This is a genomic window from Dyadobacter chenwenxiniae (assembly GCF_022869785.1).
Taxonomy (GTDB): Bacteria; Bacteroidota; Bacteroidia; order Cytophagales; family Spirosomataceae; genus Dyadobacter; species Dyadobacter chenwenxiniae.
Genome location: NZ_CP094997.1, coordinates 69,984 through 96,458, shown reverse-complemented (window position 1 = coordinate 96,458; position 26,475 = coordinate 69,984). Strand labels below are relative to the sequence as shown.

General features: G+C 45.7%; 18 protein-coding genes. 9 read left to right on the top strand and 9 right to left on the bottom strand.

What is annotated here, in order from left to right; genetic code table 11:
• Positions 1–2: 2 nt before the first annotated feature.
• The 8 genes from MUK70_RS00375 to MUK70_RS00340 form a co-directional block, all read right to left on the bottom strand.
• A complete protein-coding gene (locus tag MUK70_RS00375; protein ID WP_234656708.1) occupies positions 3–3,083 on the bottom strand; it encodes a TonB-dependent receptor in 3,081 nt (1,026 codons plus the stop codon).
• A 267-nt stretch (positions 3,084–3,350) separates the two neighbouring features.
• A complete protein-coding gene (locus tag MUK70_RS00370) occupies positions 3,351–4,934 on the bottom strand; it encodes a tetratricopeptide repeat protein (protein WP_234607195.1) in 1,584 nt (527 codons plus the stop codon).
• Between the two features lie 84 nt (positions 4,935–5,018).
• Positions 5,019–6,101, bottom strand: a complete 1,083-nt coding sequence (locus MUK70_RS00365; protein ID WP_234656707.1) for a phosphatidylinositol-specific phospholipase C1-like protein — start codon at positions 6,099–6,101, stop codon at positions 5,019–5,021.
• A 90-nt stretch (positions 6,102–6,191) separates the two neighbouring features.
• Positions 6,192–7,940 carry a RagB/SusD family nutrient uptake outer membrane protein gene (locus MUK70_RS00360; protein ID WP_244784599.1) on the bottom strand — a complete coding sequence of 583 codons (1,749 nt, stop codon included), beginning with the start codon at positions 7,938–7,940 and terminating at the stop codon, positions 6,192–6,194.
• Between the two features lie 42 nt (positions 7,941–7,982).
• A complete protein-coding gene (locus MUK70_RS00355; protein ID WP_234656705.1) occupies positions 7,983–11,069 on the bottom strand; it encodes a SusC/RagA family TonB-linked outer membrane protein in 3,087 nt (1,028 codons plus the stop codon).
• A gap of 221 nt (positions 11,070–11,290) precedes the next feature.
• A complete protein-coding gene (locus MUK70_RS00350) occupies positions 11,291–13,651 on the bottom strand; it encodes an alkaline phosphatase family protein (RefSeq protein WP_234656704.1) in 2,361 nt (786 codons plus the stop codon).
• A 24-nt stretch (positions 13,652–13,675) separates the two neighbouring features.
• Entirely contained in the window at positions 13,676–15,154 is a 1,479-nt protein-coding gene (locus MUK70_RS00345; protein WP_234656703.1) for a SusD/RagB family nutrient-binding outer membrane lipoprotein, read from the bottom strand.
• Between the two features lie 12 nt (positions 15,155–15,166).
• On the bottom strand, positions 15,167–18,322 hold the full coding sequence (locus tag MUK70_RS00340) for a SusC/RagA family TonB-linked outer membrane protein (protein WP_234656702.1): 3,156 nt from the start codon (positions 18,320–18,322) through the stop codon (positions 15,167–15,169).
• A 426-nt stretch (positions 18,323–18,748) separates the two neighbouring features.
• Here MUK70_RS00340 and MUK70_RS00335 point away from each other — a divergent pair, with 426 nt between their 5' ends.
• The 5 genes from MUK70_RS00335 to MUK70_RS00315 all read left to right on the top strand — a co-directional run bounded on the left by MUK70_RS00335 (position 18,749) and on the right by MUK70_RS00315 (position 22,888).
• Entirely contained in the window at positions 18,749–19,240 is a 492-nt protein-coding gene (locus MUK70_RS00335; protein ID WP_234656701.1) for a hypothetical protein, read from the top strand.
• A gap of 132 nt (positions 19,241–19,372) precedes the next feature.
• Positions 19,373–19,777 carry a cupin domain-containing protein gene (locus tag MUK70_RS00330; RefSeq protein WP_234656700.1) on the top strand — a complete coding sequence of 135 codons (405 nt, stop codon included), beginning with the start codon at positions 19,373–19,375 and terminating at the stop codon, positions 19,775–19,777.
• A gap of 184 nt (positions 19,778–19,961) precedes the next feature.
• The gene (locus MUK70_RS00325) at positions 19,962–21,299 is read left to right on the top strand and encodes a S41 family peptidase (RefSeq protein WP_234656699.1); all 1,338 of its coding nucleotides are present in this window, start codon (positions 19,962–19,964) and stop codon (positions 21,297–21,299) included.
• 66 nt (positions 21,300–21,365) lie between these two features.
• Positions 21,366–21,848, top strand: a complete 483-nt coding sequence (locus MUK70_RS00320) for a GNAT family N-acetyltransferase (protein ID WP_234656698.1) — start codon at positions 21,366–21,368, stop codon at positions 21,846–21,848.
• A 641-nt stretch (positions 21,849–22,489) separates the two neighbouring features.
• On the top strand, positions 22,490–22,888 hold the full coding sequence (locus MUK70_RS00315; RefSeq protein WP_234656697.1) for a hypothetical protein: 399 nt from the start codon (positions 22,490–22,492) through the stop codon (positions 22,886–22,888).
• Positions 22,889–22,904: 16 nt separating this feature from the next.
• Here MUK70_RS00315 and MUK70_RS00310 read toward each other — a convergent pair whose 3' ends face one another.
• The gene (locus tag MUK70_RS00310) at positions 22,905–23,354 is read right to left on the bottom strand and encodes a hypothetical protein (protein ID WP_234656696.1); all 450 of its coding nucleotides are present in this window, start codon (positions 23,352–23,354) and stop codon (positions 22,905–22,907) included.
• Between the two features lie 190 nt (positions 23,355–23,544).
• Here MUK70_RS00310 and MUK70_RS00305 point away from each other — a divergent pair, with 190 nt between their 5' ends.
• The 4 genes from MUK70_RS00305 to MUK70_RS00290 all read left to right on the top strand — a co-directional run bounded on the left by MUK70_RS00305 (position 23,545) and on the right by MUK70_RS00290 (position 26,300).
• Positions 23,545–24,102: a hypothetical protein gene (locus tag MUK70_RS00305; RefSeq protein WP_234656695.1), complete on the top strand. Its 558-nt coding sequence runs from the start codon at positions 23,545–23,547 to the stop codon at positions 24,100–24,102.
• Between the two features lie 96 nt (positions 24,103–24,198).
• Positions 24,199–25,347 carry an alpha/beta fold hydrolase gene (locus MUK70_RS00300; protein WP_234656694.1) on the top strand — a complete coding sequence of 383 codons (1,149 nt, stop codon included), beginning with the start codon at positions 24,199–24,201 and terminating at the stop codon, positions 25,345–25,347.
• A 55-nt stretch (positions 25,348–25,402) separates the two neighbouring features.
• Positions 25,403–25,807, top strand: coding sequence for an Xre family toxin-antitoxin system antitoxin (locus MUK70_RS00295; protein ID WP_234656693.1), 405 nt, complete (start codon positions 25,403–25,405; stop codon positions 25,805–25,807).
• Positions 25,800–26,300 (top strand): RES family NAD+ phosphorylase, encoded by a 501-nt coding sequence (locus tag MUK70_RS00290; RefSeq protein ID WP_234656692.1) that lies wholly within the window; start codon positions 25,800–25,802, stop codon positions 26,298–26,300. Before MUK70_RS00295 ends, MUK70_RS00290 begins: the two co-directional genes overlap by 8 nt.
• Positions 26,301–26,475: the final 175 nt, after the last annotated feature.

Below are 26,475 nucleotides of genomic sequence, written 5' to 3'. Positions count from 1 at the left end.
CTTCAATAAACATTAAACTTCAAACCAATCGTAGCCGTGGCACCTGTGTAAAGCGATGAATACGTGTACTCGGGCTTGTACTGATAGCGACGCTGATCCTGGTTTAAGAGGTTGTTTGCTGTTACGTAAAGCGACAATTTTGGTGTAAAGAAGTAGTTTACACTGGCATCCAGGTAATGTGCTTTATCATAATATACATCTCCTTTGCTATCGGTTCCCAGAATGGTGACGAAGTCGGAAGTGTTGTTATATGAAAGCCGCACATTGAATTTCTTTACCTCATAAGCCAGCGACAGGTTCAGGATATCCTTCGCCGTTCCCGGCAACTTTGGCTCTCCTTTTTTCACAAAAATGAAATTGTGGGTGTAATTGGAGTACAAAGTCAGGTTATTAAGCGGCCTTGGCAAGAACGACAGACCTTGTTGAAACGAGAACTCCATACCAAGAATGTTCGCAGTTCCGCCATTCCCCGGACGCGTCCGTTCCAGATTTCCATTGCTCGCTTTCAGCTTGTCGTAATCCGTTTTGTAAGACGCAACTGTCGCTGGGTTAGCACCTTGTTCCAGGAGCGATTCGGGCGATTCTGCAATGTCAATTACTTCACTAAACGGAACCAGGTCTCTGGATAAAATCCGGTAATTGGTAATGTTTTTGAAATAAACACCTGCTGAAATAAGTCCGGTATTACCGGTGTACACCTCTCCTAAAAGATCAAAGTTATTAGAAAGCGTCGGCTTAATGTCCGGGTTACCCTGGTTGATCACTTTATCCCGAACATTTACACTCACATAAGGAGAAATGTCTTTGTAATTGGGACGCGATATGGTGCTGGTGTAGGCAAACCTGTAAACCTGGTTTTTAGTCGGCGCATATCTCGCAAGGAATGCAGGCATGAAGTTCAAAAACTCCGATTTGGTAGACTGCCTGGCTGGAATAAAATCGGCTCTAACATTGTAGTTATAACCCTCATATTTCACCGAGCTATGCTCCAAACGACCGCCCAGAATAAGCGAAAGTTTGTCTCCGAAATTCTGGGTAGACATGATATAGCCCGCCGTAATGGCCTCGTCACCATAATAATTGTTCCCCAAAACGTCCTGATAAACCCTGTTCAGCATGAAGTCTTCCGTATCTCCGTAATAGCTTTTGTTCAAATTCGAGATCCACTCGGATGAGCCTGCATTGCCTACATTGTAGTCAGATTCAATGTTCAGGGTTTTACTAATGTTGGTCGAATTGTTAGCAAAGCCAGACCAGAATGGTGCCCAGCCTACATAATCAGCCACTTTTGGATTTTTGCCAGCCGCCACCTCGGCGTCATATTGAGCGCGCAATGCAGGATCAATCTGCGGCGTCCATCTTACTCTTCTTGTGGTTTCATTTTTCAGGGTCAGGCCGCGATATTTTCCACCGAATTTGAGAATGTTACTGAATTTGCCTTCAACCAATGGAACAGAGATGTCAATTTGCGCAAGATATTGCTGGGTATTGGCCCGCTTGTCGGTTCCGGTGAAATTGTCCATGTACCAGGTGTCCGCTGAATCAGCCCGGTATGATGGCTTGTCTTTGAGGTTTTCAAGAATGTTTTCAACTTCAAATCCATTATTTGCTTTGATAAACCTCGAATCCGTATAATCCATCTGCACGCTTTTTTCATTCTCGCTTTCCAATTCCAATTCAATCACATCGGGACGATCGGTCACATTTTTCAGGTAAGAGCCTTTCCAGTTCACCTTCACTTTTCCCAAAATATGCTCGCCTTCCAATCCGAAATTGATGATCTTCTGAATAATCTGACTTCCGTTCCGGTTGTTCAAACCACCTTCAATGTGGCGTTCCAGTTCTGGCTGGTACACCGGATGCTTCGGGTCATTATTCATATTGAGATAAGGCACGCCGGCAACGTCATCAATGTAATCGTTGTTCGCATCAGTGATTTTTCTGTTACCCTCCCAGCCCGCAGCTCGCTGCCAGTTTTTCGGATATCCGGCGCCAATGTCATCCACTTTCAAAGTTGATATTTTACGCCAGTCGTTGTATTTGTTATAAATTCCGGTGAAGGTCAATGTGTTTTTCGCATTAAGCTTATAGTCGATCCCAACCGTATAACTCTGTCTGATCCGTTCCAGATTGTTTTGGACCATATTCAAAAACCGCGGCATAAAGTAAGTTTGCTGATCCACCCATTTCACATCTTCCCACGTAGTTTGATGGTCGTCTGAACCTAAAAACTGCTGATAGTAAGACACCGAGGCCATCACACCCAATTTTTTGTCTTTCAAAAACCGGTCTCCAAAAACCACATTGGCATTGTAAGCAGGTTTTTGCACGATATCACTGTAACCGGTTCCCGCCGTGATCGATAATAACCTAGCAAAAGGCGCTTTTCTGGTGACCAAATTGACCACACCGCCAATCGCATCGCCGTCCATATCCGGCGTAATAGCTTTGGTAACTTCAACAGACTGAACCATATCCGCTGGAATAGCGCTGATTCCTACAGCACGGTTTTCACCCGTTCCCGCAATGCTCGATCCGTTAATGTTGATGGTACTTTTAGAAGGATCTGTTCCCCTGATACTCACCAGCGAAGCTTCGCCCTGATCCAGCTGAACGTAAATTCCCGGAACGCGTTTCAGCGCGTCACCTATGTTCGGGTCCGGAAAACGGCCAACCTGGTCAGCAGAAATTACATTCACGATCCGGTCGGAATTCTTTTGCTGGTTCAATGCTTTCAAAGTTGCGCTCCGGTTACCGGTGACAACAACAGCTTGCAAGTCATTGTCCGCAAGGTTCAATTTGAAGTTGGTCTTTACGTTTTGGCTACCAACAGTTACAGATTGCCTTGAAACACCATATCCTATATACGTAACTGTCAGATTGTAAACACCGGTGGGAACATCGATCAATGTATAGTTTCCGTTTTGGTCTGAAACCGTTCCCCGTGATAATTCCTCGATTTTGACGGTGGCACCGGGTAAGCTCAGATTGTTGTCGTCAATGATCCGTCCGGTGATCAGGCTTTGCGAGAAGCTGATGTACGGGACCGCAAATAATAAAAGGAGTAGTAAGATTCTTTTCATAGGTTTTTTTTCCTGGGTCAATTCAATGGTGAGATACTGTTTTTTTGCCTGGCGATGTAAAGGTCATTATGAAATCGCAGGAAGCTAATTTTTGCAGGTTACCAAACGTCTACACAGGTCACCAAAGCGTTATCAAATCGTCTACATTCAAATAATAGCAAATTTAATTACCTCACTATCAATAATTTGCAAATATCAACGCTGCCATTATCATTGTGTTAACAGATTCAAAACCTGTTAACAAGAAGACAAATCACCGGGCGGATGTCAGAGATTATGAATGAAATTTTGAAGGCTGGCCTCCTCAGGTAGTTGAAGCTTTTTGCGTAAGCGATACCTGGTCGTGCGCAAACTGGTCTGGGAAACAGCGAGCATTGTAGCTATGTCGGCGGAGTTCAGGTTCATTTTAAGGAGCGCAAGGAAACGAAGGTCCGTTGTGGTAAGCAAGCCTGAATGCTTCATTAGTTTTTCAAAAAAGTCTTTATGCACATACTCAAAAACGACCCGGAAATCCTCCCAGTTTTTATCCTGATTGCTGTTTATATCGATTTGTTCCAGGAGCTGCTTCAATTCCTTTCGCTGGTCGCGTTTGTCATCCTTGACAATGGAAGCGAGTTTACTTTTGAGCTCTTCAAGCACCTCGTTCTTTTTAATCATATGCAGGGTAATGCTGGTAAGTTCTTTGCTTCTCAGCTCCAATTCCGCTTTTAAACCCTCCTGGTGCAAATGCTTGTTGTGCAGTTCCAGCTCCATGGATTTCTGGCGGGTTTCATACAAGTCTTTGCTATTCCTGATCTTCAACCGTTGGCGACTAAGCAAACTGACACCCAGAAATGTAGCCAGAATGCTGATGACAAATACGGAAATAGTCATGATCTGACTTACCCGGTTTTTATTTTCCAGTTGGAGAATTTCATTATCCTTGCGCTGGACGTCAAAGAGAGTCTGAATCAGGTTCAGTCGTTTTTCGCTATCCGTATTATAGCTTTTCGAATAGGCAAGCCTTGATTTTTCACTGTAATAATATGCACTATCAAAGCTGCCTAGCTGTTCGAATGTCTTCGCCAGATCGCGGTGCGCGCTGCTAAGTTGCCGGTTATCATGAAGCCGGGCTGACAACAACTCGGCTTTTTTGCTGTAAAACAATGCCTGGTGATAGTTGCCCATTTTACGGTAAGTATCGCCAATGTTATTAAGCACCGCGGCAAGTTCCACTTTTGCAGGGCCTTCATTGTATATTCTGTAAGCTGCTAAGAAGTACTTTAAGGCTGGCTGGAATTTACCCTGATCTTCATAAATGCTGCCAATACGTGAATATGTATAAGCGATCTGACTCTTATCATTCAGGCTTTTAAACTCGGACAATGCAAGTTCCTGGTAGATGTGCGAGCTGTCGTAAGCTCCTTTTTGTTCATATACCTGACCGATATACCCATAACTTTCTGCAATTCCTCTATGATTACCTTCAATCTGATACATGCGGAGTGCTTCGCGGAAATTAGTTAGCGCGGTCGCACTGCGGCTATTTTTAAAATAAATCCTGCCTATCCTGTTCAGGTTGCTGCCAAGATTTAAAAGGCTCGTATCTTTTTTGAAATAACCATCCGCTTTGTGGTAATAAGAAAGCGCCTGGGACATGGCTCCTTCCTCAAACAATAGATCGCCGATTTGCTGATAGCAGATAGCCGCCCTGGTCACATCATCATTTTTCAATGACAGGTCAAGCTGTTTACGGATTTTAATGTAGGACGAATCAGGAGATAACGCGTTTTTACCTGACCTGAATGGTGAGTCCGCACGTACATCGGAGCAAGTACTAAGAAAAAGTATTTGAATAAGTATTATCAACAAGTAATACTTCATTTGGTGCATACCATTAAACTTATATAACTCGCTAAGATAGACGCCCAATATTATCTCATTTTTATGAGTGGCTTATTTGCTACCGCCCTGATCTGATGCTGTAAACAACGGATTCACCCTGAAATATTTCTTCCCGTCAAAACTCACCGAATAGTCGGATTTGAAGTGGGTGCTTTTAAGGTAATAGTCGGTGGTGATGATCTGCGCTCCCGAGTTGCAGGCAGCCTCAAAACTGCTTTTGTCGTTGATCCTGGCTTCCCGCGTGTCGGAGTCGGCGCGGGTACGGATGATATACCCTTTTTTAACAAGTTCTTTGATCTGAGGGTCTTTTGGATTATTGCGGATCGTCATCGCAGCCTCAGGGGTGCCGGGGTCCGCGCAGGCAAACATCGCACGGCCTTTCAAAGAAGGGTGCCCTGCCATGTACATATCTCTTTTCGCAGCCTTATCGTCCAATAAGAACAGAAATTTGCCTTTTGCATTTTTCAGCAGCGGCCAGTTGCCCGCCAGTACTGCGCTTTCCAAAGTTTCATATTTCCCCCGAACATCATCAGGTGTAATGATGTGATTTTTACCCAGCTTTTCAAAAAGTACATTATCAAGTTCGTCGAAATGCTTTTCTGTAAAACTTTCATTTGCTGCGGCTTCCCCAGCCTTGGGAACGCGACCTTTGGCTTCCAGCGTGATGAAGACCGGGGTATGGTCCGGATGCGCCTCTGACCATTTTTTCAGATCTTCCAGACATTCGTTTAATGTAAAATAATGGCTGCGGAAATCCAGGTCGGGCACGTGCAAAATTTTAAAACCCGGCTGTTTCATTTTGCCTTCGGGATCGTATGCTTTTTGGCCAGGCGCCAGTTCAAGTCCTTTGGGCTGCGCATACCTGCCGCCTTTTTCGTCGGGATAAATATCGATTTCCAAATTGCGGAGACCCATATTGAGCTGCTCGGTGATGGCAATATGTTCGTAGTCGATCTTACTGGATGAAACGGAATCCTTTTTTTGAAAAACTTTAAACAATGCGGGGTCGATCGCCTCTTTGTAACTATTGTGAGAACCGATCACCTGAATTTTGTTGATCGGCAGGTTGTCGGCGTCTTCGGACTTCAAAACAGGAAGCGCCAGGGCTAGCATTAAACTTACAATTGTTTTCATAGGAAAAATTGGGGACCAGCGATAGAATTGGAAAGCGGGCTCTGGAATCCAAAGCCCGCTTTCATCACTTATTTCAGATACGCAATTATATTAATATCCTTGATTCTGCACTAAAAACCCTTCTTCGCTGGAAGCGCCATCCACTGCACGCTGAGGAATCGGGAACAATCTTTTGTTAACATCGGTATCGGTCTTGCCTGTCCAGCTGCCTTCGTATTTGCCAAACCGTATTTGATAATTCCTTCTAAATGCTTCCCAGTAAAGCTCAAAACCCGACTCGCGGAACAATATATCAAGGTTAATACTTTTCAAGGCATCAGGAGTCTGATCAGGTCGTGCTTTTCTGGAAGTTCTCAAAGTATTGACATCGGCCAAAGCCCCGGCATTGTCACCATTTCTCAACTTGGCCTCGGCACGCATTAAGTAAATCTCTCCCAGACGGATCAAAACCAGGTCAACACTACTATAACTGCAGCAATTGGTAGCGGTATGGCTAAACTGGTACTTTGAAAAGCGGTAACCTGTATTGTGTAAACTCCCCGGAGCGGTAAAATCAACTTTGAGTGTATGGTCAACATAAGTGAGGTTTGCACCGCTGGTTCTTCTATTGATAACGGGATATATCCTTACTTTTCCATCACCGCAAGTCAAGATATTACCTCCTCCATCTTTTCTCGGGCCCCATATTCTACCGCGTATTATACCCCTGTCCATTTCAAACTTCGTTGGCTCCACACAATAGTAATGTTCAGCATCATTCAACGGAGTTACCCCGGTAAGATCTTTAAGTTCTTCAGGCACAATTGTATTCTTTTTGAAGAAACGTGCATCGGCGTCGGCAGGATCAACCTTGCCGTAGGCATCTACCCAAGTCTGATAAAATTCAGGCGTAGCAGCTACCGCGTCGGTTCCCCGTGTACTTGGAAATTCAGGTCTTGGGATCTGGTCACCGGATATAGACCAGTAGGCCCAGCGCTGGTGTTCAGTTTCAAGTACTCCTCTTTGGTCAAGTGCAAATATGAGTTCAGGATTGACATGATTATTATCACTGAATAAGTCAAAATATTCAGAACTTAATGAATAAGGTCCAGAGATTATATCGCTCGTATATTGTATAACCTTATCCATGTCCCCTTTGCTAAAATTAGGTGTACCATAAGGATCGCGATAAACGGCGGCATTCAGATACAAACGTGCCAGCAAAGCCCTCACGGCATTTTGGTTTAACCTGCCCGGCTCTTTATCTTTACTAATTACGTCAACAACCGACAAAAGCTCGCTTTCGATATAATCAAGCGCTTCTTGTTTCCTCAAAATTTCAGATCTTTCACTGGAAAGCTCTTTTTTGAAAACAATACCCCAGTTATCAAGGGCCATCATATTAAGGTAGGCCTTCATGGCTACCATTTCGTGATAAGCTGCTTGTGCGCCTGTATTACCTTTTTCCGCTTCCAGTTTTAATCTTTCCGAAGCGATTACGGCTCTGGATAAAGTTAAAGTAATATTGGTCCAGGTGTCCCCCACCAAACTATTACTTGGGGTCATCAAATGCTGATGGATTGCAATGAACTTACCTCCATCATACCAGTCTGTTCCACCGCGATAAGGAAGGATTCCTTCATCAGAAGCAACTTCCTGCAGTCCAAAATTGGCCGTATGCAACCATACACCTTGTCGGAGAAGTCCATATACCGGTGCTATCGAACCACTTACAATTTCTGCCTGGCCGGTTCCTGTCAGAGATTCATCAAGAATATCTTCCTCCAAATCGGTACACCCAAGAAATCCCAGTAAAAGGACAGCAATCGGTAGGATTTTGTAAAATTTTATATTTTTCATTTTAACTAAATTATCAGCGTGATTGTAATGAATCGTTTGTTTTTAGAATGTTACGTTAAGACCTAGCAGGAATGTTCTGGCCCTAGGATACGTAAACCGGTCAATGCCAAAGGTTTGGATACCACCAGAAGCCGATCCCGTATTAACTTCCGGGTCAAATCCTGAATAATCTGTAATCACAAACAGGTTTTGACCCGTCAAGTTTACACTGATACGATTAAAAACGTCCCCCAATTTGCTCCCGGCTAAGGGTAAGTTGTAGGCCAGTGTAGCATTATTCAATCTCAGAAAAGAACCATTCTCCAAATAGCGTGTCGAAACGATATTGGCATTAGTCAACGCCTCATTAGGATACTCCACCGCAAAATCCGTTGTGTTATTCGACTTCGCCAATTGCGACCTGTTGAACAGGGTCATGGTGGTATGATTGAAAATCTTGTTTCCTGTCACGCCGTTGAAATTCAAACCCAGGTCAAATGCTTTGTATTTCAAGTTCAAATTATATCCGTAGATAATTTTAGGAATGGCGCTGCCCACTACAAGGCGGTCATTGTCCAATACCTGACCATCTCCATTGGTGTCTCTGAATAAGTTCTGGCCATTGTCAGGATTAATTCCATCGAACTGATACATGTAAAATGCTCCTAACGACTCATTGTTGATATAGCCATTAATGGTCGCGCCAGATTGGCCGGAACCCTGAGCTGCCCCGGTTGCCAGGACGGAATAAGGGGAATTTTTTACTTTGTTTTGAATGTAGGTCAGGTTACCTCCGATACTATACGAGAAGTCACGTTTTGCGTCGCTACTGTAATTCAGCGTCAATTCAACACCATTGTTCTGGATAATCATGTTCGGAATATTGTTCCAGTACGTAGAGGTCGGCTCAACAGGATCGGAAGGAACAACTTCTAAAAGTATGTTGGAAGATTTTTTGTTGAAATAATCCAATGTACCACTCACGCGGGATTTAAAGAATGCAAAATCAAGTCCCAAATCAAATTGTGTTGATACTTCCCATTGTAAATCAGGGTTTGCCAATCTTGTATAAATAATCCCGTATGGATAACCTTCCAATGCAGTGGCATCTGTATCAACTGGATATGTGCTGACACTTCCGGCGCCTGTTTGTAGTCGCTGCTCCAAATAACTGGCTTTTGTGATCTTGGATGGAATTTCCTGGTTACCTGTCCGGCCCCAACTTGCCCGTAACTTCAAGTTGTTGAAAAACGATTTGTCCATAAAATCTTCATTGCTAATGTTCCAGCCCAATGCAAACGAAGGGAAATAGCCGTACTTATTATTCTCTCCAAACTTGGAAGATCCATCGGCACGAAACGTACCGGTAAACATGTACTTATTGTCATACACGTAGTTCACTCTTCCAAAGAAAGACTGCAGCTCGTTTTTAAGGGCTTCCGCATTTACCGCAGTAGGAAACTGAGTTGTACTGGTATGGTCCTGATAAATAGGTTCAATATTGTTATTTGCAAAACCGCGGTAAGTCGTGATTCGGGTTTCATCCAAAAACTTTTGGAAAGAATGTCCTGCCAACACGGTCACATTGTGAACATCCTGGTTCCAATTGTAGGTAAGCGTATTTTCAACAAGTTGATTGGTATTCGCGCTTATGCCATTATCCAATACCCCGTTAGCAATATCGGATTCATTAATAACTGCCGTAAAAGGTTTATACTGCTGGTTCCTATTCGTTGCGGAATAATCAATACCGAAGTTCAACTTATAAGTAAGGCCGTCAAATATTTCAATGGATGGTGAAATGTTTGCCAAAATACGGTTATTGATGGCCTTGTCACTAAATAAATTATACCTGGCCAGTGGATTTAAAGCGTTTGTGTTTAGTAGCGTAGGCTGACCATCTGTGTATGGAGCAATCGTCGGGTTTAAACTAAGCATATCGCTCATGGTCGATATGATGTCCGGGCGCAGGTTCTCTGTATGGGAAGCCGTAAGGTTATAATCGATGTTCAACCTGCCGTTGAATGCCTTTTGATTCATATTCAGCTTGCCTGAATAACGTTTCAGTCTGCTATTCTTCAAAATTCCTTCCTGATCCTGATAGCCTACTGATGCGAAGTAGGAAAAATTCTCAGTGCTGGCTCCGCTCATAGACAAATTGAGCGTGTTGGATACACCCCTTTGGGTCAATGCATCCTGCCAATTTGTGTTTGCACCGAAGTCTTGCAAAGTCCCCCCCACAGCCGTCACTTGCCTGCGAAAATCGTCCGCACTAAATACATCCATTGGATTGGCCATAGATGACACAGCGGTGGATGCTGCAAAATTAATCTGCGGTTTTCCCTTTCCTTTTTTTGTGGTAATCACTACAACCCCATTTGCTGCTCTGGATCCATAAACCGATGTCGCACTGGCATCTTTCAGCACATCGATACTTTCGATATCGTTAGGGTTGATAAAGTTCAGCGGATTGGTGGGAACACCGGTAGAGGAGTTATCTAACAAAAATCCATCGACCACGTAAAGCGGCTGTGTTCCGGAACGCAAACTGCCGATACCCCTGATAATGATATCTTGCGCAGCCCCAGGTTCACCACTATTTGCGGCAATGGAAACACCGGCCAATTTTCCCTGCAAAAGCTCCCCTGGGTTCGTTACAACGCCCCTGTTAAAACTTTCACTACTAATAGAAGAAATGGCACCCGTAATGTCTGACCTTTTTTGGGTACCGTAACCAACTACAACCACTTCATTCAATTGCGAAAGATCCTGGTCTAACTGGATCACTATGGATGATTGCCCATTTACCGGAACTTCCTTCGAAGCATATCCAATAAAAGAAATCTCAAGCGTCGCATTGGCATCTGCATCAATAACAAATTTCCCGTCAGTATCTGTTGTGGTGCCTTTTGTTGTTCCTTTTACAACAACCGTCGCACCAGGTAGCGGCGCTCCCGTTCCATCTGTAACCTTACCCGAGATGGATTGGGCAACAGGCACATCGTTAAAATCAGGGTCTTTTATATTCAAAGACACCTCCATACCAGCGTATTTAGCGAACGCTTGGGACGGGACAACACATAATCCAGCCCAGGATATCAGGCATGCGGAGGCACAAATGAGCTTTGATAGATGTAATTTTGAATTCATAGACTTTTAATGTTGCATGACCGAAATTCCTCAGTCATTTTTTTAATTATTAAACCCCAAAAGTAGCCCGTAGGCAACAAAATCCAGGTTTACAGGCGTTAAGCTTGTATTAACAAAAAATTGCAGAAATTCACTAAGCTTAATTAGCTATTGCGGAAACCCTTTTTCTCTCAACGCTGCGATCAGCAATTACTCAACCGGATCGGCAGGGCTGGCCGGCCCTATTTCGAAGCACTTGTCTTCACCCGGTCTGTTTTGGTAAAGTTGACATATTTGTATTTTCCCAAAACCGACAATTCAAGACTCAGATTATATGTGCCCCAGGGGTAGCTGGCTTTGGTCTCTATTGTCACTTTCCCGGACTTTTCGGAGGGGGATTTCTGATCGTCTATGAATTCCGAGAGCGCGCGGCCATCCATTTGCGAAGGTATCGGCAAGCTGTAAAGCGCGAGTACTGTCGGTGCAATGTCCACATTGGAGGTAGGCAGCTCGCTTTTGACCGCATCCCTGAAATCGGGGCCGTCGGTGAATAATGCAATGTTGATTTCATACGGACTTGAACCTCCGTGTCCGGCTACTCCGCCCGATAAATCAGTACCCGCATAACCCTTATCATTCTTATCGTCATTCCAATTCGGGGCAACGAGGATGTCACCTGCGCGGGTCGGGTGGTTGTAGTGGATCGCGTCAAAAGACAATGTGCCTTTTACTGAGCCCGTCATATTGCCCTTCTTTTTAGGTTTTGTAAAAACAGCGCCAATCCAGTCAGTTTTGTGCAAAGTCTCTACGATCTTTCTGATCACGGTTTGATCATGGTTTTTGACGTAAATCGCACCTTCCGCAATCACCACGTCGTCGGATTCTTTGTCCTTTTTCAGACCTTCCGATATCAGCAAATCACTCAAATTTTGCTTGCCGGTGTGGGTTACAAAACCGTGGTCCGTTGAGATCAGAATGTTGTATTTTTCTCGCAAACCTCTGGAAGAAAGTGAATCGAGGATCCGGCCGAATTGCGCGTCCACATATTTAATGGCCGCCACAGCCTGGTCCGAACCGATTCCGTAGCGGTGCGCCGCGCCGTCGGGGTCCGACATCCAGATCGCGCTCACCAGCGGCCCATCGTTTTTCAGGCCATAATGCAGCAATGCGTCGGTTACCCATTTGTGTTTGATAAATACGTCGCCGGTACCTTTGGGCATCGGGCCGATTTCCGAGAAAACCTGCTCTTTGAATGATTCAGGCAATATCAGCTCGTGGTTAATGATCGCGCCTTTGCCAATTTTATGATTTTGCAAAAAAGCCTGTCCGGTTGTCCCCGAGCTGAAAACCATCATTTTCTCGCCGGCATTTTCCAAAGCTTCACCGAGGGAGATGCCCGTGAGCAGCTTGCCCGATTCCGATTCCTGTACTTTGATCAGGTCCTCGTAAGTAGTCCCGATCGCTTTGTTGGGGCTTACTTTGGGAAAATAAATGGAGTTACCCAGTAGCCCGTGCGTGCCGGGGTAAGAGCCGGTTGCATAAGAAGATGAGTTTACCCGCGTCACGGTCGGGAATACGCTATGGTGCTGCTTTCCATGAGATGCTTTTTGTGAAAATGCGAAGAGGTTCGGCATTTGTTCAGCTGTAATGTAATCCGGTCGGAGGCCGTCGAAAAAGACGATCAGCGTTTTATTTCTTTCATTTGCAGCATTGGCCCCGGCCTGTTTTTGTGCCGGATTTTTTGCCTTTGAATAAGTTGGAACAACCGGCTCAATGCCTGCTTTTTTAGCTGCCGGAAGAAAATCAGCTACATTGTTGACCAGCACAAAATCAACACCTTCGGCATAAAGTTTTTCCAGCTCGCCGGGTGTTTTTGCATAGAAATAGTTGATTTTGATTTTGTTATCCTTCAATAACTTCATCGAAGCGGTTCTATCCTCTCCCGGTTCGTGACGCAGCAGCTGAATAAAGTTGGCTTTGTTACCGATTGTTGCCTGCACGTATTTCGGCGTATTCTTCCGGTAGCTGTTCTCTCCGTTGCAGATCAGGATCTCGGGCACGGTTTGTCTGGCAGCACTAGCCGCTTTTTCCGAGCACGTCAGAAACGCCTGGTGCAGCCGGTTACTTTTCGCAAGCAAGGCAGCCGATTTGGCACCCACTTCTTCATCGCCTTTCAAATGGCAGTTCAGCCATACATTTTCAGGCATCATTGCCAGTGTTTCTTCAAACGTCGGCACTTGCGTTCCCTTGAATTTTGCTGACTTTTTGATTCCCGCGTCCAGTGCGCGGATCTGCGCGAAGGTCAGGTCGGACACTTTGCCGCTTCCATTGGTGGTGCGGTCTACGCCGTCATCGTGCATGATCACCATCTCGCCGTCTTTGGTGAGCTGAATGTCAAACTCGATCATTTGCGCGCCAAGGCGAACCGCCTCTTTAAATGCGGGCAATGTGTTTTCAGGATGCGTGTCCATACAGCCACGGTGCGCGCACAAGCCTCGCTCGGGCATTTCGATCTTCGGTTTCTGTGCGAAACCCGTACTTGCAGCCAGGGCAGTCCATATCAAAAGGACCGCCCGGAGTGCGATTTTTGTTTGTAATATCATTTCAATAAATCAAAAAGAAAAAATCTATTTATCCCACCAAACTTTAATGTTGCTGTCATCCCCGCCCATGGAAGCAACCGCGCCGGCCAGTGCTTCCGGGTTCAGCGATTGCAGGTATGTAGGATAAGGCACGCGGGAAGGGAATGTGTTTTCGGCTGGAATGCCCGCGCCGCGCGGCAGCACCGGATAGCCAGTCCTGCGTTTTTCAAACCACGATTGATAATCTACGAAAAAGTAGGCGTAGTACTTCTGAAGCATGATCTGCTCCAATTGTTTCTCGGCTGAGGCTTTGGCGTCGTAGGCAATGCCTTGCTGCTTTACAAACCCTTCCGGCAGGGTCGCGCCCCACTGCGCTATGGAAGCCGCAATGCCCGATTCATAATGCTTTTCGGCAGTAGACCCCGTCGTATAGCCTTTCAATGCAAGCTCGGCTTTGATGAATTCGACTTCTGCGAGTGTCATCATAACGCCCAGCTGCGGCAGGGTCTTCAATGCATCGGCGTAGCTGGAATTGCTTCCTACTGCATATTCCGTGGTGGTCGGATAGCCGCTTTCGATGCCACGGAAAATATTATCATTCCCGGATTTCACCTGCGTAGCCCAGGCCGCGCGGCGGGGGTCTGCCAGCTCATTCATACGGTCCATGAAAAACTTGGTGTAGTAATTTCCATCGCGCCAGTCGACCTGACGGGCATTATAAAATGGATTGAAAAACGGAAATGTGCCCGGATATCGGAAAATTGCTTCGTCTGCATTGGTGGTAAAAACCGGATTGGCAGCCGGGTTGGCCAGGATAGCGGTGATCTGCTCTTTCACATTCACTTCTCCTTCTCTTTTTGAAATACGCAGCAGTAATCTCAAACGCAAAGAGTTACAAAACTTTTTCCATTTCTGGATGCCCGGATTTGTGGAACCCGACAATGCATTGGAATTGTAAAGCATATCGCCGCCGTAAGTGAGCGCTTTTTTATCGTCCAGCAGTGAATTGGCGGTTTCCAGGTTTTTAAGAAGCTGAATGTAAATGTCCTTTTGTTTGTCAAAACCAGGTTTAAAGTTTCCTTCGATTGCTTTGGTCGCCTGTGAATAAGGAACATCGCCGTAAAGGTCCGTTAGGATTGAGTAAGCCCACGTTTTGTAGATCAGCGAAATCGCTTTGTAATTGTTTTCATTAAGCCGGTCGGCGATGAGGTAAATATCCTCGATATCATTGAGATACGTATAAAAGTTACTCCACACGCCCGCACCCGGGTTGACAATGTAACGGTGCAGCCCGCCGCCGCCCGCGCTTGCCCGCGGCGCGTCCACCTGCATCAGCTCGTGCGTAAAGTTACGGCTCGCATTCACCGTGCTGTTCACGATCTGGTATTGCAGCTGGCCCAGCATTACGCCCGGTGTGATCTCTTTCGGGCGGTTAGGATCGGTATTCAGCTCTTCAAAATTGTTGGTACACGACACCAGCAGAGTCAGGACCAGCAGAAACGGGATATATGCTTTTCTAAACATGATTTCTTTGAATTAAAATTTCAGGGTAAGGTTCATTCCCATGGTTCGGGTGGAAGGGAACTGCGCCAGCTCAACACCCGGCGTGAGCGTACCATTGTTCAGGTTTCCTCCTTCGGGGTCAAATCCCGGAAATTTGGTGAAATTGAAAAGGTCTCTACCAAAGAAGGCTAGGCTCGTCTGGCGCACTCCGATCCGGGACAGCACCGCCTGCGGCAGGTTGAACTCTATGCGCAATTCACGGATTTTCAAAAAAGAAGCGTCAAAAATGTTGGTCTCGGCATTCGCGATCTGATAGTAGTTGTCATAGTAGGAGCTGGCCGGCACTTTCACGGTGTTCGGCGTAAAGCTTCCATCCGGCTGTTTAACCACACCCTGGCCAATGATACCTTCGTCGCGGCCCGGCAATGTTACCTTTGTTTTGCCCAAAGTATTGTTCTTGTGGTTGGTTTGCGAATACATTTCGCCTCCTTTTTGTCCGTCCAAAAGCAAGCTTACGCGCACATTCCTGATCGTAAATTCATTGGATAGGCTCGCTTTCCAGTCTGCAAACGCATTCCCCCACTTCTTGTTGGTCGGGTCGAGTGCGGCCGGAAGTCCCACTGAAGAATAAATGATCTGACCATCCGGAGCGCGCTGGAACCCGCGTCCGTACATATCGCCCATCAGCCCGCCTACACGTGCTTCAATGCTCACATTTGTATTATGCGCGTAGATCACCTGATTGGTAATGCCCGAAGCCAGCTCGCGTACATAACTGCGGTTTCTTGACCAGAGTAAGGTGGTATTCCAGCTGAAATTTTTGGTCGTCACCGGCTTGCCTGTCAGTTTGAGCTCTACCCCACGGCTGTTGATCAAACCTGCATTGATCAATGCATTGTTATATCCTGAAACCGGGTCCAAAGGAATTGCCAGAATCTGGTTGCGGCTGTTGTTATTATAATAAGCCACGTCCAAACCAACCAAATTTCGCAGCAACCGAACATCGAGCCCAAACTCGTAGCTGGCCGTAATTTCCGGTTTCAGATCTGCATTGAAAAGGGTATTGGAATTGGTAAAGCTGTTCCCGTAAACCCGGTCGTAGTAGCGGGCTGTCTGGTAAGGCCTGGTATCATTACCAACCTGTGCCCACGATGCACGGAACTTGGCAAAGGAAATCGCCTTTGGTAATGTGAAAAGCTCGTTCAGCAGGAAACTGGAACTTAACGAAGGATAAAAGAAGGAATTGTTGCCATAAGGCAGCGTGCTCGACCAGTCGTTACGACCGGTTACGTCAAGGAAGATCTTTTCATCCCACGAAAACTGCGAGGCGGCATATACACTGTTGATTGCCTTTTTGGTTTTCAAAGGATCGGCTACTGCCTGGTCAAGGCTGTTAGATATCTGGTAAATGCCTGGCTGCGCAAGCTGATCGGCATACATTCCTGCAAAATCGTAAGACTGGCGCATCGCGTTTCCTCCGACAGAGGCAGTGAAATCGATCAGGTTGGCGATCTTGTCTTTGTAGTTCAATAAAAAGTCGGTGTTGGACTCGTAAGTAAATACATTCTGCTCCCTGTAACTCCCACGCGGAAAGCGTGTCATGCTGAATGGGCGCTGTTGCGAACGGAATTCGAATGCCATATCCAAACCGGTACGTACAAGCACGTCGAGTTTCGGAGAAATTTCATAGTTCGCGGATACATTTCCGATAAACCCGTGCTTGTTCATTTTGTTGAGCATTTCGTACATGCCCAAATAAGGGTTGTCCGGCGTTGGGTTAAATGGCGCTCTTTGCTTCACATTTTCCAGTCCTGGCTCCCAGTAAGGCTTAAACCACTCGGGCTTGATGTTAGGTGTTGTTCCCAGGATCAGAAAATACATCAACGACTGGTTGTTGTAACCTGCGAGTGGCAGGTTGTCGCTTTTCTTGTTGGTATAGTTGGCTTTTCCGTTGATTTTTAATCTTTTTGAAACGCGCTGGTTTACGGAAAGGGCTGCATTCAAACGCTCAAAACCTGTATTGGGAATGATCCATTTGTTTTTCAAATGAGTCACCGACAAACGCGCCGAGCCATTTTCACCTCCGCCTTCCACGGAAACGCTATTGGAGAATGTGGTTCCTGTCTGGAAAAAGCCTGAAATGTAATCTTTATTGGCAACCCAGGGTGTGCGTACTGTTGGCCGACCGTCTGCTGCGTCAGGATTAAACTGGTAATACATTTGTCCGTCGAACTTAGGTCCCCAGGCTCTTCCGGCTGCTACGGTAGTGGCTGTGTTAGGGCCGTCTTCGCTGTCGAGGTAGGAAAAATAAGCGCCGCTTCTTCCCTCGCCGTATTCAAACTGATAGTCTGGGTAACGGTTAATACGCTCGAAACTAAAATTGGAATTGACTGTTACACCGATTCCCTTATCCTGGCGAACGCCCGATTTAGTGGTGATAATGATCGCCCCGCCTGCCGCCCTGCTTCCATATAATGCAGTCGCGCCCGGACCTTTTAACACCGTCACTTTCTCAATATCATCGGGGTTAATGTCCGACAAGCTGGAACCATAATCGACCGGACTGTCTGCCGAAAGATGAGAGTTAAACCCCGTTCCGGTAATGCGGCTGCTCACCGGCACACCATCCACGACGATCAGCGCCTGGTTGTTATCCAGGTTCAGCGAAGACTCGCCCCGCAATGTAATCCGCGCAGAACCCATAGGTCCTGCGCCAGCGCCCTGAATGTTAAGGCCTGCAACTTTGCCCGAAAGTGTATTGACCCAGTTGTTGGATTTTGCGTCTTTTACCGCATTTTCATTGATCGTTTGCGCGGCATAACCCAGCGATTTTTCTTCCCGCTTGATACCCAGGGCGGTTACGATCACTTCGTTGAGCATCTTGTTATCTTCTTTTAAAAAAACATCAATCACACTCCGATTGCCCACGGTAATCTCCTCGGACAGAAAGCCGATCGCAGAGAAAATCAGTGTCGCATTTCGAGTAGTAGTAGTAAGGCTGTAAGCGCCGGTCGCGTCGGTGGTGGTTCCTGAACTGGTTCCTTTAATGAGAATGCTGACACCGGGAATAGCCTCCCCGGCCTGGGAGGTTACCTTACCGCTAATGACGGCAGATTGGGCGGAAAGTTGCAGAGACATGCTGCATCCCACCAACAAGGCAAATAATGCCTGAAGTAAACGTATTTTCATTAGTAATAGGGGTTTAACGGAGTGTAACGAACCGGAAAAGCTCCGACCATTTTTTAAGCCGCAAAAGTATCCGCCCTACGTGGAAGTGATGTTAAGCCGGGATTACGCATTTGTTATGATATGGTCACAATGCATTTGGCAATCTCTTTGGTGTGACACTTTATTTCCCGCAAAGAGATATGACAAGGAAAGACAAATTAGGCAGCTTGGCAGGCAACCGGGTCATGGCACGAGCCCTTTATCAGCCAGACATTGGACCTTGCAAATGCATTGCGGACGCTTGCGAGGTGAGTTGGGTTGTAACAACTCACAATGCTTTTCCGACGATCCGTTGGTAAAAAACCACACTCCGATATAGTACGTCTCCGGGCAGCCTTTCCTATCTATTAACTTCGACGAAGAATTTTAATAAATCATTTTCTAGTCATGATGCTTACAACCATTCTTAAAGTTTTCATTTTAAACCTAATAATTCATGCCGCACCTTTCGGAAAAATCGATCAGCAACTGGCCTTCCAGTTCATGGGAGAACAATCCATAAACAAAGGGGACTGCGAGGTGACCGGTTGCATCCGGTTGGAAACAGACAAGCTGCTGATCCGTGGGAACCAGACAGGCAACCGCTACATTGAAATCTACCTCGACGGACCGGCTGCGCCTGGTGATTACAAGATCACATCCCAAAACCGTATCGAATTGGGACGGGGAAGAAGCAAGGGGAACCAGATTTTTGAATCTGTGTATTACAAATGTTCCGGGTGTGACGCCACCTATCCGGCTGGCAGCATTACCATCACCCGGGCCGAGGGTCCCGGCGGTTATGTGGAAGGCACATTCAAGACCTTGCTTTCCGAAAAAGGTGTCTGGAAGGACCAGGTTCCGATAGAAGGCAGCTTCAAAGTATACAGAGAGCGTTGAAATCAGCCGGAAAGCTGCCGTCACAGCTATCTGCAAAGTTCAACGCCACGAGCCCGTACTAGCAGATCTTACAGGTTTTCTGACACTTTACATTGTCGCCTTACCATTCAAAATTTCTTCCAATAAAATTTGATGCAAAAACAAATCATCTTCATTCTCCTGTTGACCATGATATATATCAATTCAACCGCACAGCAAGCAGTTGGCCGCAAAGATCTATTATCCGTCACACTTGGGATTCAGTCGGTTGACAAGGTTCAAATAAAGGAAATTACGTTGAGCGCGGGTCAGCATGCGCCACTCCATCAGCACCCGTGCCCTGTGGTCGGTTATGTAGCCGAAGGCAGTCTTATCTATCAAATTCAAGGGCAGCCGGCCCAAACACTCAATCAAGGTGACGCTTTTTATGAACCTGCAAATACGGCCATTGCGCGTTTTGACAATGCATTGGCTGACAAACCATTAAAATTTATTGCTTTCTATCTGACCAACGGAGAACAATCGCTGATACAGATACTGCCAGCATCGAACGACTAATCGTACCGTTGGCTAGCAGGCTATTCAGCACCGGCAGAGATTAAATCAAATCTTGTTCGTGCACGTGTTTTAGTTACCAATTTTCATGACCGTAACCGGCCGGATGGCCGGACGTACAGGATGTTTAGACGGCTCCTTCAACTCGGGGAGCATGTTTTATCAGGACAATTAGTATCACAACCATATGAAGACAGACAAAACACCTCTAATCCTGATACTTTCGCTGATAATGTGTTTACCATTATCAGCACAGCAAAAACCCAGTGAACCTAATCAGGTACTAACCGACCAGATTAAGGGAGATTTGATTTCACAGCTTGCGGGCGCTCTCCGAACGAAGTATGTGTTCGAAGGGAAAGCCGACACCATTGCTAACGTCATTGTATCGAAGTTTGAATCGGGAGCATACAATAACATTTTACAGGGAACAGAGCTTGCTTCGGCAGTAACGGCAGACCTGCTGCTACTCAGTGGCGACAAGCACCTCAGGCTACGTTATTCGGAGAAAGTAATACCTGAAACTGCTGACAATGACCCGATGAAAATCCCAACTGATCAAAAGCTTGCTTACGCAACCGAGTTGAAAAACAGCAACTACGGCATAGGTAAAATCGAGGTACTTGCAGGCAATGTTGGCCTGATCAGTTTCAACTTTTTTTGTGCGCCTGAGTTTTCCGGCGACACCTACGCATCTGCTATGAATTACCTTGCACACACCGATGCATTGATCATTGATTTAAGAAAGTGCCGTGGCAGCGCTTCGATTGACGCGACCCCGTTTCTTAGCAGCTATTTATTTGAAACGCCGGTGCACCTGTATGACCTCTGGTGGAGACAGGATAGCCGCACAATGCAGGTGTGGACATATGCGCATGTGCCCGGAACGAAGTATGTTAAAAAGCCAGTGTATGTGCTGACGAGTTTTGCTACATTTTCAGGCGCTGAGCAATTAGCCTACGATCTGCAAGCGCTTAAAAGGGCTAAAATCGTAGGCGCGGCAACTTCCGGCGGAGCAAACCCTGGCGGGGACATCAGACTTACGGACCATTTTAGCGCTTTTATGCCAATAGGAAGACCCATTAATCCGCTAACAAAAACCAACTGGGAGGGTAAAGGTGTAATGCCTGACGTAGCAGTAGCGCCTGCGCGCGCATTAAGTACGGCCCATGGGATAGTTCTGTCCGAACTTGAAAAGCAGACAACCGACGATTCCAGGCAGCAGCAAATTAAAAAAATCCGTCAGAATCTTGAACAATCTACGATGCCGTTGAAAATGGTGAACTTTCACCTGGATGGGTATCAATCTGCCCGCGAAGTGTTTGTTGTCGGTTCCTTTAACGACTGGACTCCGAAAGCCAATCCAATGCGACGAACCAACAATGGCTGGGAGCTTCAAACAGAAGCAGATTCCGGAAAGACTGTTTATCAGTTCATTATAGACGGAAAATGGATTTTTGATCCAAAGAACCCGCGACAAGCATTTGATGGATTAAACTCAGGATCTCTGCGAGAAATACAGTGATTTATCCGTCAGGTCGCCTTTTATGGGTAGATAAACGCAATCTTCAATCTCAGACCTGATGCCTATATGCCTAAAATCCATTTACGCGCCGCCGAACTTGCAGACAAAAGTGCATTGCAAATGTTGTACAAGCGAACCATTGACAACACTTGTGTACACGACTATGACCAACAACAGCGCGACGCTTGGAAACGTGGCACAGAAAATGAATCCCGATGGAATCAAGCGATTTGCGAACAATTTTTTATCATCGCAGAGATAGACGGTGAAATTGTTGGCTTCGGCTCCCTGAAAAATGGGTACTACATCGACTTTATGTATGCTGACCCGGGCCACCTGCGGCAGGGCGTGGGTCTGGCCATTTATAAGCTGCTTGAAGGAGAAGCCAAAGACAGGGGAACCCTGGTATTGACCTCTGATGTAAGCAAAACAGCTACTCCTTTTTTCGAAAAGCAGGGTTTCTCTATTATTCGAGAAAATCACAATCTGATTCGAGGTGTACTGGTAACAAACTACCATATGCGAAAGACCCTTATTGGTGAAATCTAAGGCCGCGCTTCGCCCATACCTGTGTCGAAAACTTCTCATCTAGACCTCACATCCACAATTATTATCAAGGAATGTGAACGTTTTGGTCAAATCATAATTTATAACTATTCTAAGTTTATTACCTGATGGTCATTTATAGCAGCCGCTACAAAATAAAATTCATATGAAAAATAAGATTAGTGATGTGAATGCGGCTTATGTAACCATATAGCTATTTAAAAGGGGTTTTTTCTTCATCTTGTCCTCAAATCCTGGCACAAAAATTGATAGATAACTCTTGTCCACAAGGGGCCGCACTATCCGCATACTTATGAAACACAAAAGTACTTTACTAATAGCCACCCTCTTACTTGCGCTTTGCGTTTGGTTGAAAGAGGCACGTTACCAGGCCGCAGAGAATAAAATTATTAACAATACCCTGCGTCCGGTTCACCCACCTGGCGATTCTGTGTCAAGCGAAAGTTCTTCACGATAAGCGTTCCACCAACTTGGTGGAATGCTTACCAGATTTTGCGATTCCGAGCTTATATAACATACTCAACGCGGTAAATTCTACCGGGTCTATCATAGTCTTCCTGTTTACAGCCTTCTTTCATCCTAATACTTGGATCCCTATGTTTCTGTTCACACTATTTATAACGATGAGTATCAATGTAATGATGTCCAATATCGGAGTGGATACACAAGACCACTTGAAGCTCTCAGTTATTAACGAGAAGCCATTTAAAGGAGAGGCAGGATACTATTTCAGCCTTGCGTCGGTCCCCCTATCACATAAAGAGTATATTTTTGTGGCCACACCACTCAAGAGAGGTTATTTTCTTGTAGGTGGCCGGCAGATGTTGGTTGGCCATACCCTAACTGTTAGAGACCGAAAAGGCTTCTCAAATTATTTCTCCGGAGAGAAGTACAACGCTATACTGACGATAAGAGAAGAAGACAAAACAGAAAGCGGTATTACCAATTACCGTGGCACCCTTGAAATACAATACGGGTCCGAAAAGCGCAAATTTAAGGTTCATGGTCGCCAATACCATTAATTTCTCTAAGCCCTTTTCATTCGTAGATTACCAAAGCGTGCGGAGGGATCGTCAACCGGATGGACTTCCCGTTTCTTACTTCAATATTTAGCTCAGCCGGGCTTATTTCAGATGCATAAAGGCACCGCATCCTGGAATTGATTTCATGCAAGGCGTTGTCAATTGTGACGTAAAGTACTGCATGGTGCTGCTCTCCTATATTTACCGCACATAGGACTTCTTTCCCATCCAAAATGCGTGACCAAGCTATCACATTGTGTTCTGCCAGCGTGTCTGTTTCTGGAATCACAAAATCCACCCCGTTTAGGGAAGTCGCCCGTATATAAAATTCACCATGAGTTAAGATAGGACGCGCTTGCACAAGAGCGTTCAGACGTTCCATTTCCGCAGGCCGGAGCTTTACAAAGCAACCGTCGCCAATGCCGAAGATGTCTGCAAAAGAATGGGTATCAGATAGGCTTTCCATAATCTATAAGGCGTGCAAATGTTAAACGTGAGACAGTATTCATCTGTAATGGATCGATACCTGAGTTTTCAAAAATTATGCCATGCCTGATTTAATATTGATAACACATCCTTAACCTGCAAATGGCGCCTGTGGAACGATTTTAGTCAAAGGCTGACAATTCATATTTTATCAACCAATTCATTTTACCATGTCTGATTTAACAAATGCCGCTTACACTGCTGGCCCAATTACCGGTGCTTTTAAAACAAGAGAAGATGCAGACCGTGCCTACGACTCTTTGATTAGTCGCGGATACAGTTCAGATGAGATAACCGTAATTATGTCTGATGAGACTAAAAAGACGCACTTCATCGACAGCGATCACGACAGCGACCTTGGAAATAAATCTTTGGAGAAAGCGGGTGTTGGCTCGGCCATTGGCGGTACAGCTGGCGCTATCATTGGTGCCATTGCAGCTATTGGCACTGTCGTTGCGCTTCCAGGCCTGGGCCTTGTTGTTGCGGGGCCGCTATTGGCAGCACTGACTGGCGCTGGTGCTGGCGGACTGACGGGTGGTATCATTGGGGCACTTGTAGGCTCAGGTATACCTAAGGAACATGCTGAGCACTATGAAAACAGTGTCAAAGAAGGTGGCATTATTATCGGTGTTACACCGAAATCAATTTCTGACCGCAATGCAATCACCTCAGAATGGAGGACCTATCAGGTTCAGCAGTTACATGGTGGTGAAACCGAGCTAATGTAACAACAATTCACAAAGGCTATGACCGTCCACTTAACCGGGCAGTCATAGCCTTTAATACATTTTGGATATCGTTTAGTCGTCTTACCCCGTTGTTGTATGCCAATATTACTACTTGCCTTACTTCTTACCAACCTCTCCACCCTTGCATTCTTGGGCCTTGAAATTTATTTAGGCCGTCAGTGGTATATACATAAGGATATCATCGGGGATCATGATTATGCCCAGCGCTGTTTGATTGGTGCAATTGCATTACTCATTTTTATGATATTCGGTAAGGGACTGATCCGCCTCCTGTTGAGCAAAAGCAGCAAGGGTATCGAAGAACCAAAGGCAGAACGTCTTAAAGACCAAATGAAAATCCAAAGGCCGGATGGGAGTATAATTAACATTGAGCAGGGAGGGGTTAAAGGCAAACAGACCATTGTCTTTATCCATGGCTGGAATTCAAACAGCATGCAGTGGTATTATCAAAAAAAGTATTTTGCCGGTAATTATCACCTTGTGCTGATGGATCACCCCGGTTTGGGCAGGTCCAAACGTGCAGATAACAAAGATTTCAGTTTGAAAAAGCTGGCTGCCGACCTGGATGCAGTGATAGACAAGTCTGGTGCCAAAGATCCGATTTTGTGGGGTCATAGCATGGGCGGGATGACTATCTTGACGTTTTGCAAGATCTACAAACATAAATTGCCCACCATCAAAGGGATCATTCTGGAACACACCACATTTACCAACCCTACCAGAACATCGATCCTGAGCAAATTATTGACAACCATCCAAAATCCGGTTTTAAAGCCAATTTGCTGGCTTATGGTGGCACTTTCTCCCCTACTATGGATAAGCAGATGGATGAGCTACTTCAATGGCAATATGTTGATCATGACCCGGTTCCTCACCTTTGCAGGGACCCAGACAGGGAAACAGCTCGATTTTGCCAGTCGGCTTGCCGCTATGGCACCTCCGGCAGTTACAGGCAGGGGCGTTCTGGCCATGTTTGAATATGATGCTACTGACACGCTTGCCCAGATTCAAATTCCAACACTCGTCATTGGGGCAAATAAAGACCGTTTGACCAAGCCCGAAGCAAGCATCAAGATGAACCAAAGCATCCCTGGCTCACAGCTTTTAATCCTGCAACCGGCAGGGCACATGGGGTTTGTCGAACGGCACCAGGAAGTTAATGAAGCTGTAAGCCAGTTCATTTCCTCCCAAACAACCTCGCCAATAGATCTTCGGTCCCTTTAGAATCTTTTGCATCAATGCCAAATGACAGTTATATTTATGACAAAATGTTATAGATATGGATTTATTCTTAGATACCAGTTTTTCTTGTGAGAGCTTTGCAGTTATTGAGCGAGTCCGTGCCGGGATTCTCCGAGGGAAAGCGGATGAAGTTGCCGGGAAAATAGGATTGACAGATAAAGAAATGGCTCCCATTCTTAATATGTCCGAGCGTACTTTGCACCGGCTTCGCCCTGACGCATTATTAGACACTAATTCCTCCGAACGGCTATTGTTGCTGGAACAACTCCTTGCACATGGCCTTGATGTCTTCGATGGTAGACTAGATGTACTGGGACGGTGGTTAAGGACGCCATTATCAGAGTTACATCAACAAACTCCGCTTACCATTCTGGATACTACCACAGGTTTTGGTATGGTGCACAATGTGCTGGGGCGTATCGAACATGGCATTTATGCCTGAGCGTAGTATTTCAAATCCCAGTTCAAATAGTCAAATCTTGGCTTATCGCTTGGTGAAAGAGCGATTTTCGGACACGCCGTTGTCAACTGAAGGTGCTCGCAAGTATGGTGGCCGGTGGAATCCTGCTGGCATTGGTATTCTCTATACTTCCGCAAGTCCAGAACTGGCATTACTGGAACAGCTGGTACATTTACCTTCTTTACCCTACCCGGATCTTCCTAAATTATTTTTAATCACCATAGCTTTGCCAACAGAACCAAAAATTTTTGAAAAGCTCCCGTTCGATTGGCAGAAGAATGACAACTATGATGTAAATCATCAATTACTTGCAAATTGGCTGACAGATCCAGATGTGATGGCGTTAAAAATCCCGTCAGCGGTGGTTGCGGAGTCATACAATTTCCTCCTTCACCCACTTCATCCCGACTATCAGAAAATTGAAGTTATTAGTACACATCCCTTTAATATAGATTCTCGCCTATGGAGAAGTTAATATTTAATTAATGAGGTGTTAACCAAATGGTCTATTTTCTGCTATAACCTAAACGCGCGCGGTCAGAATGGATTTCTACCAGGCCAGCCAATATTGATACCCGCGAAAGTTTTGTTTCAGCTCCTGTTTTGAACAGCCTTCGCGCCTAGCCGATTCCAAGCCGTTCAATGCATAG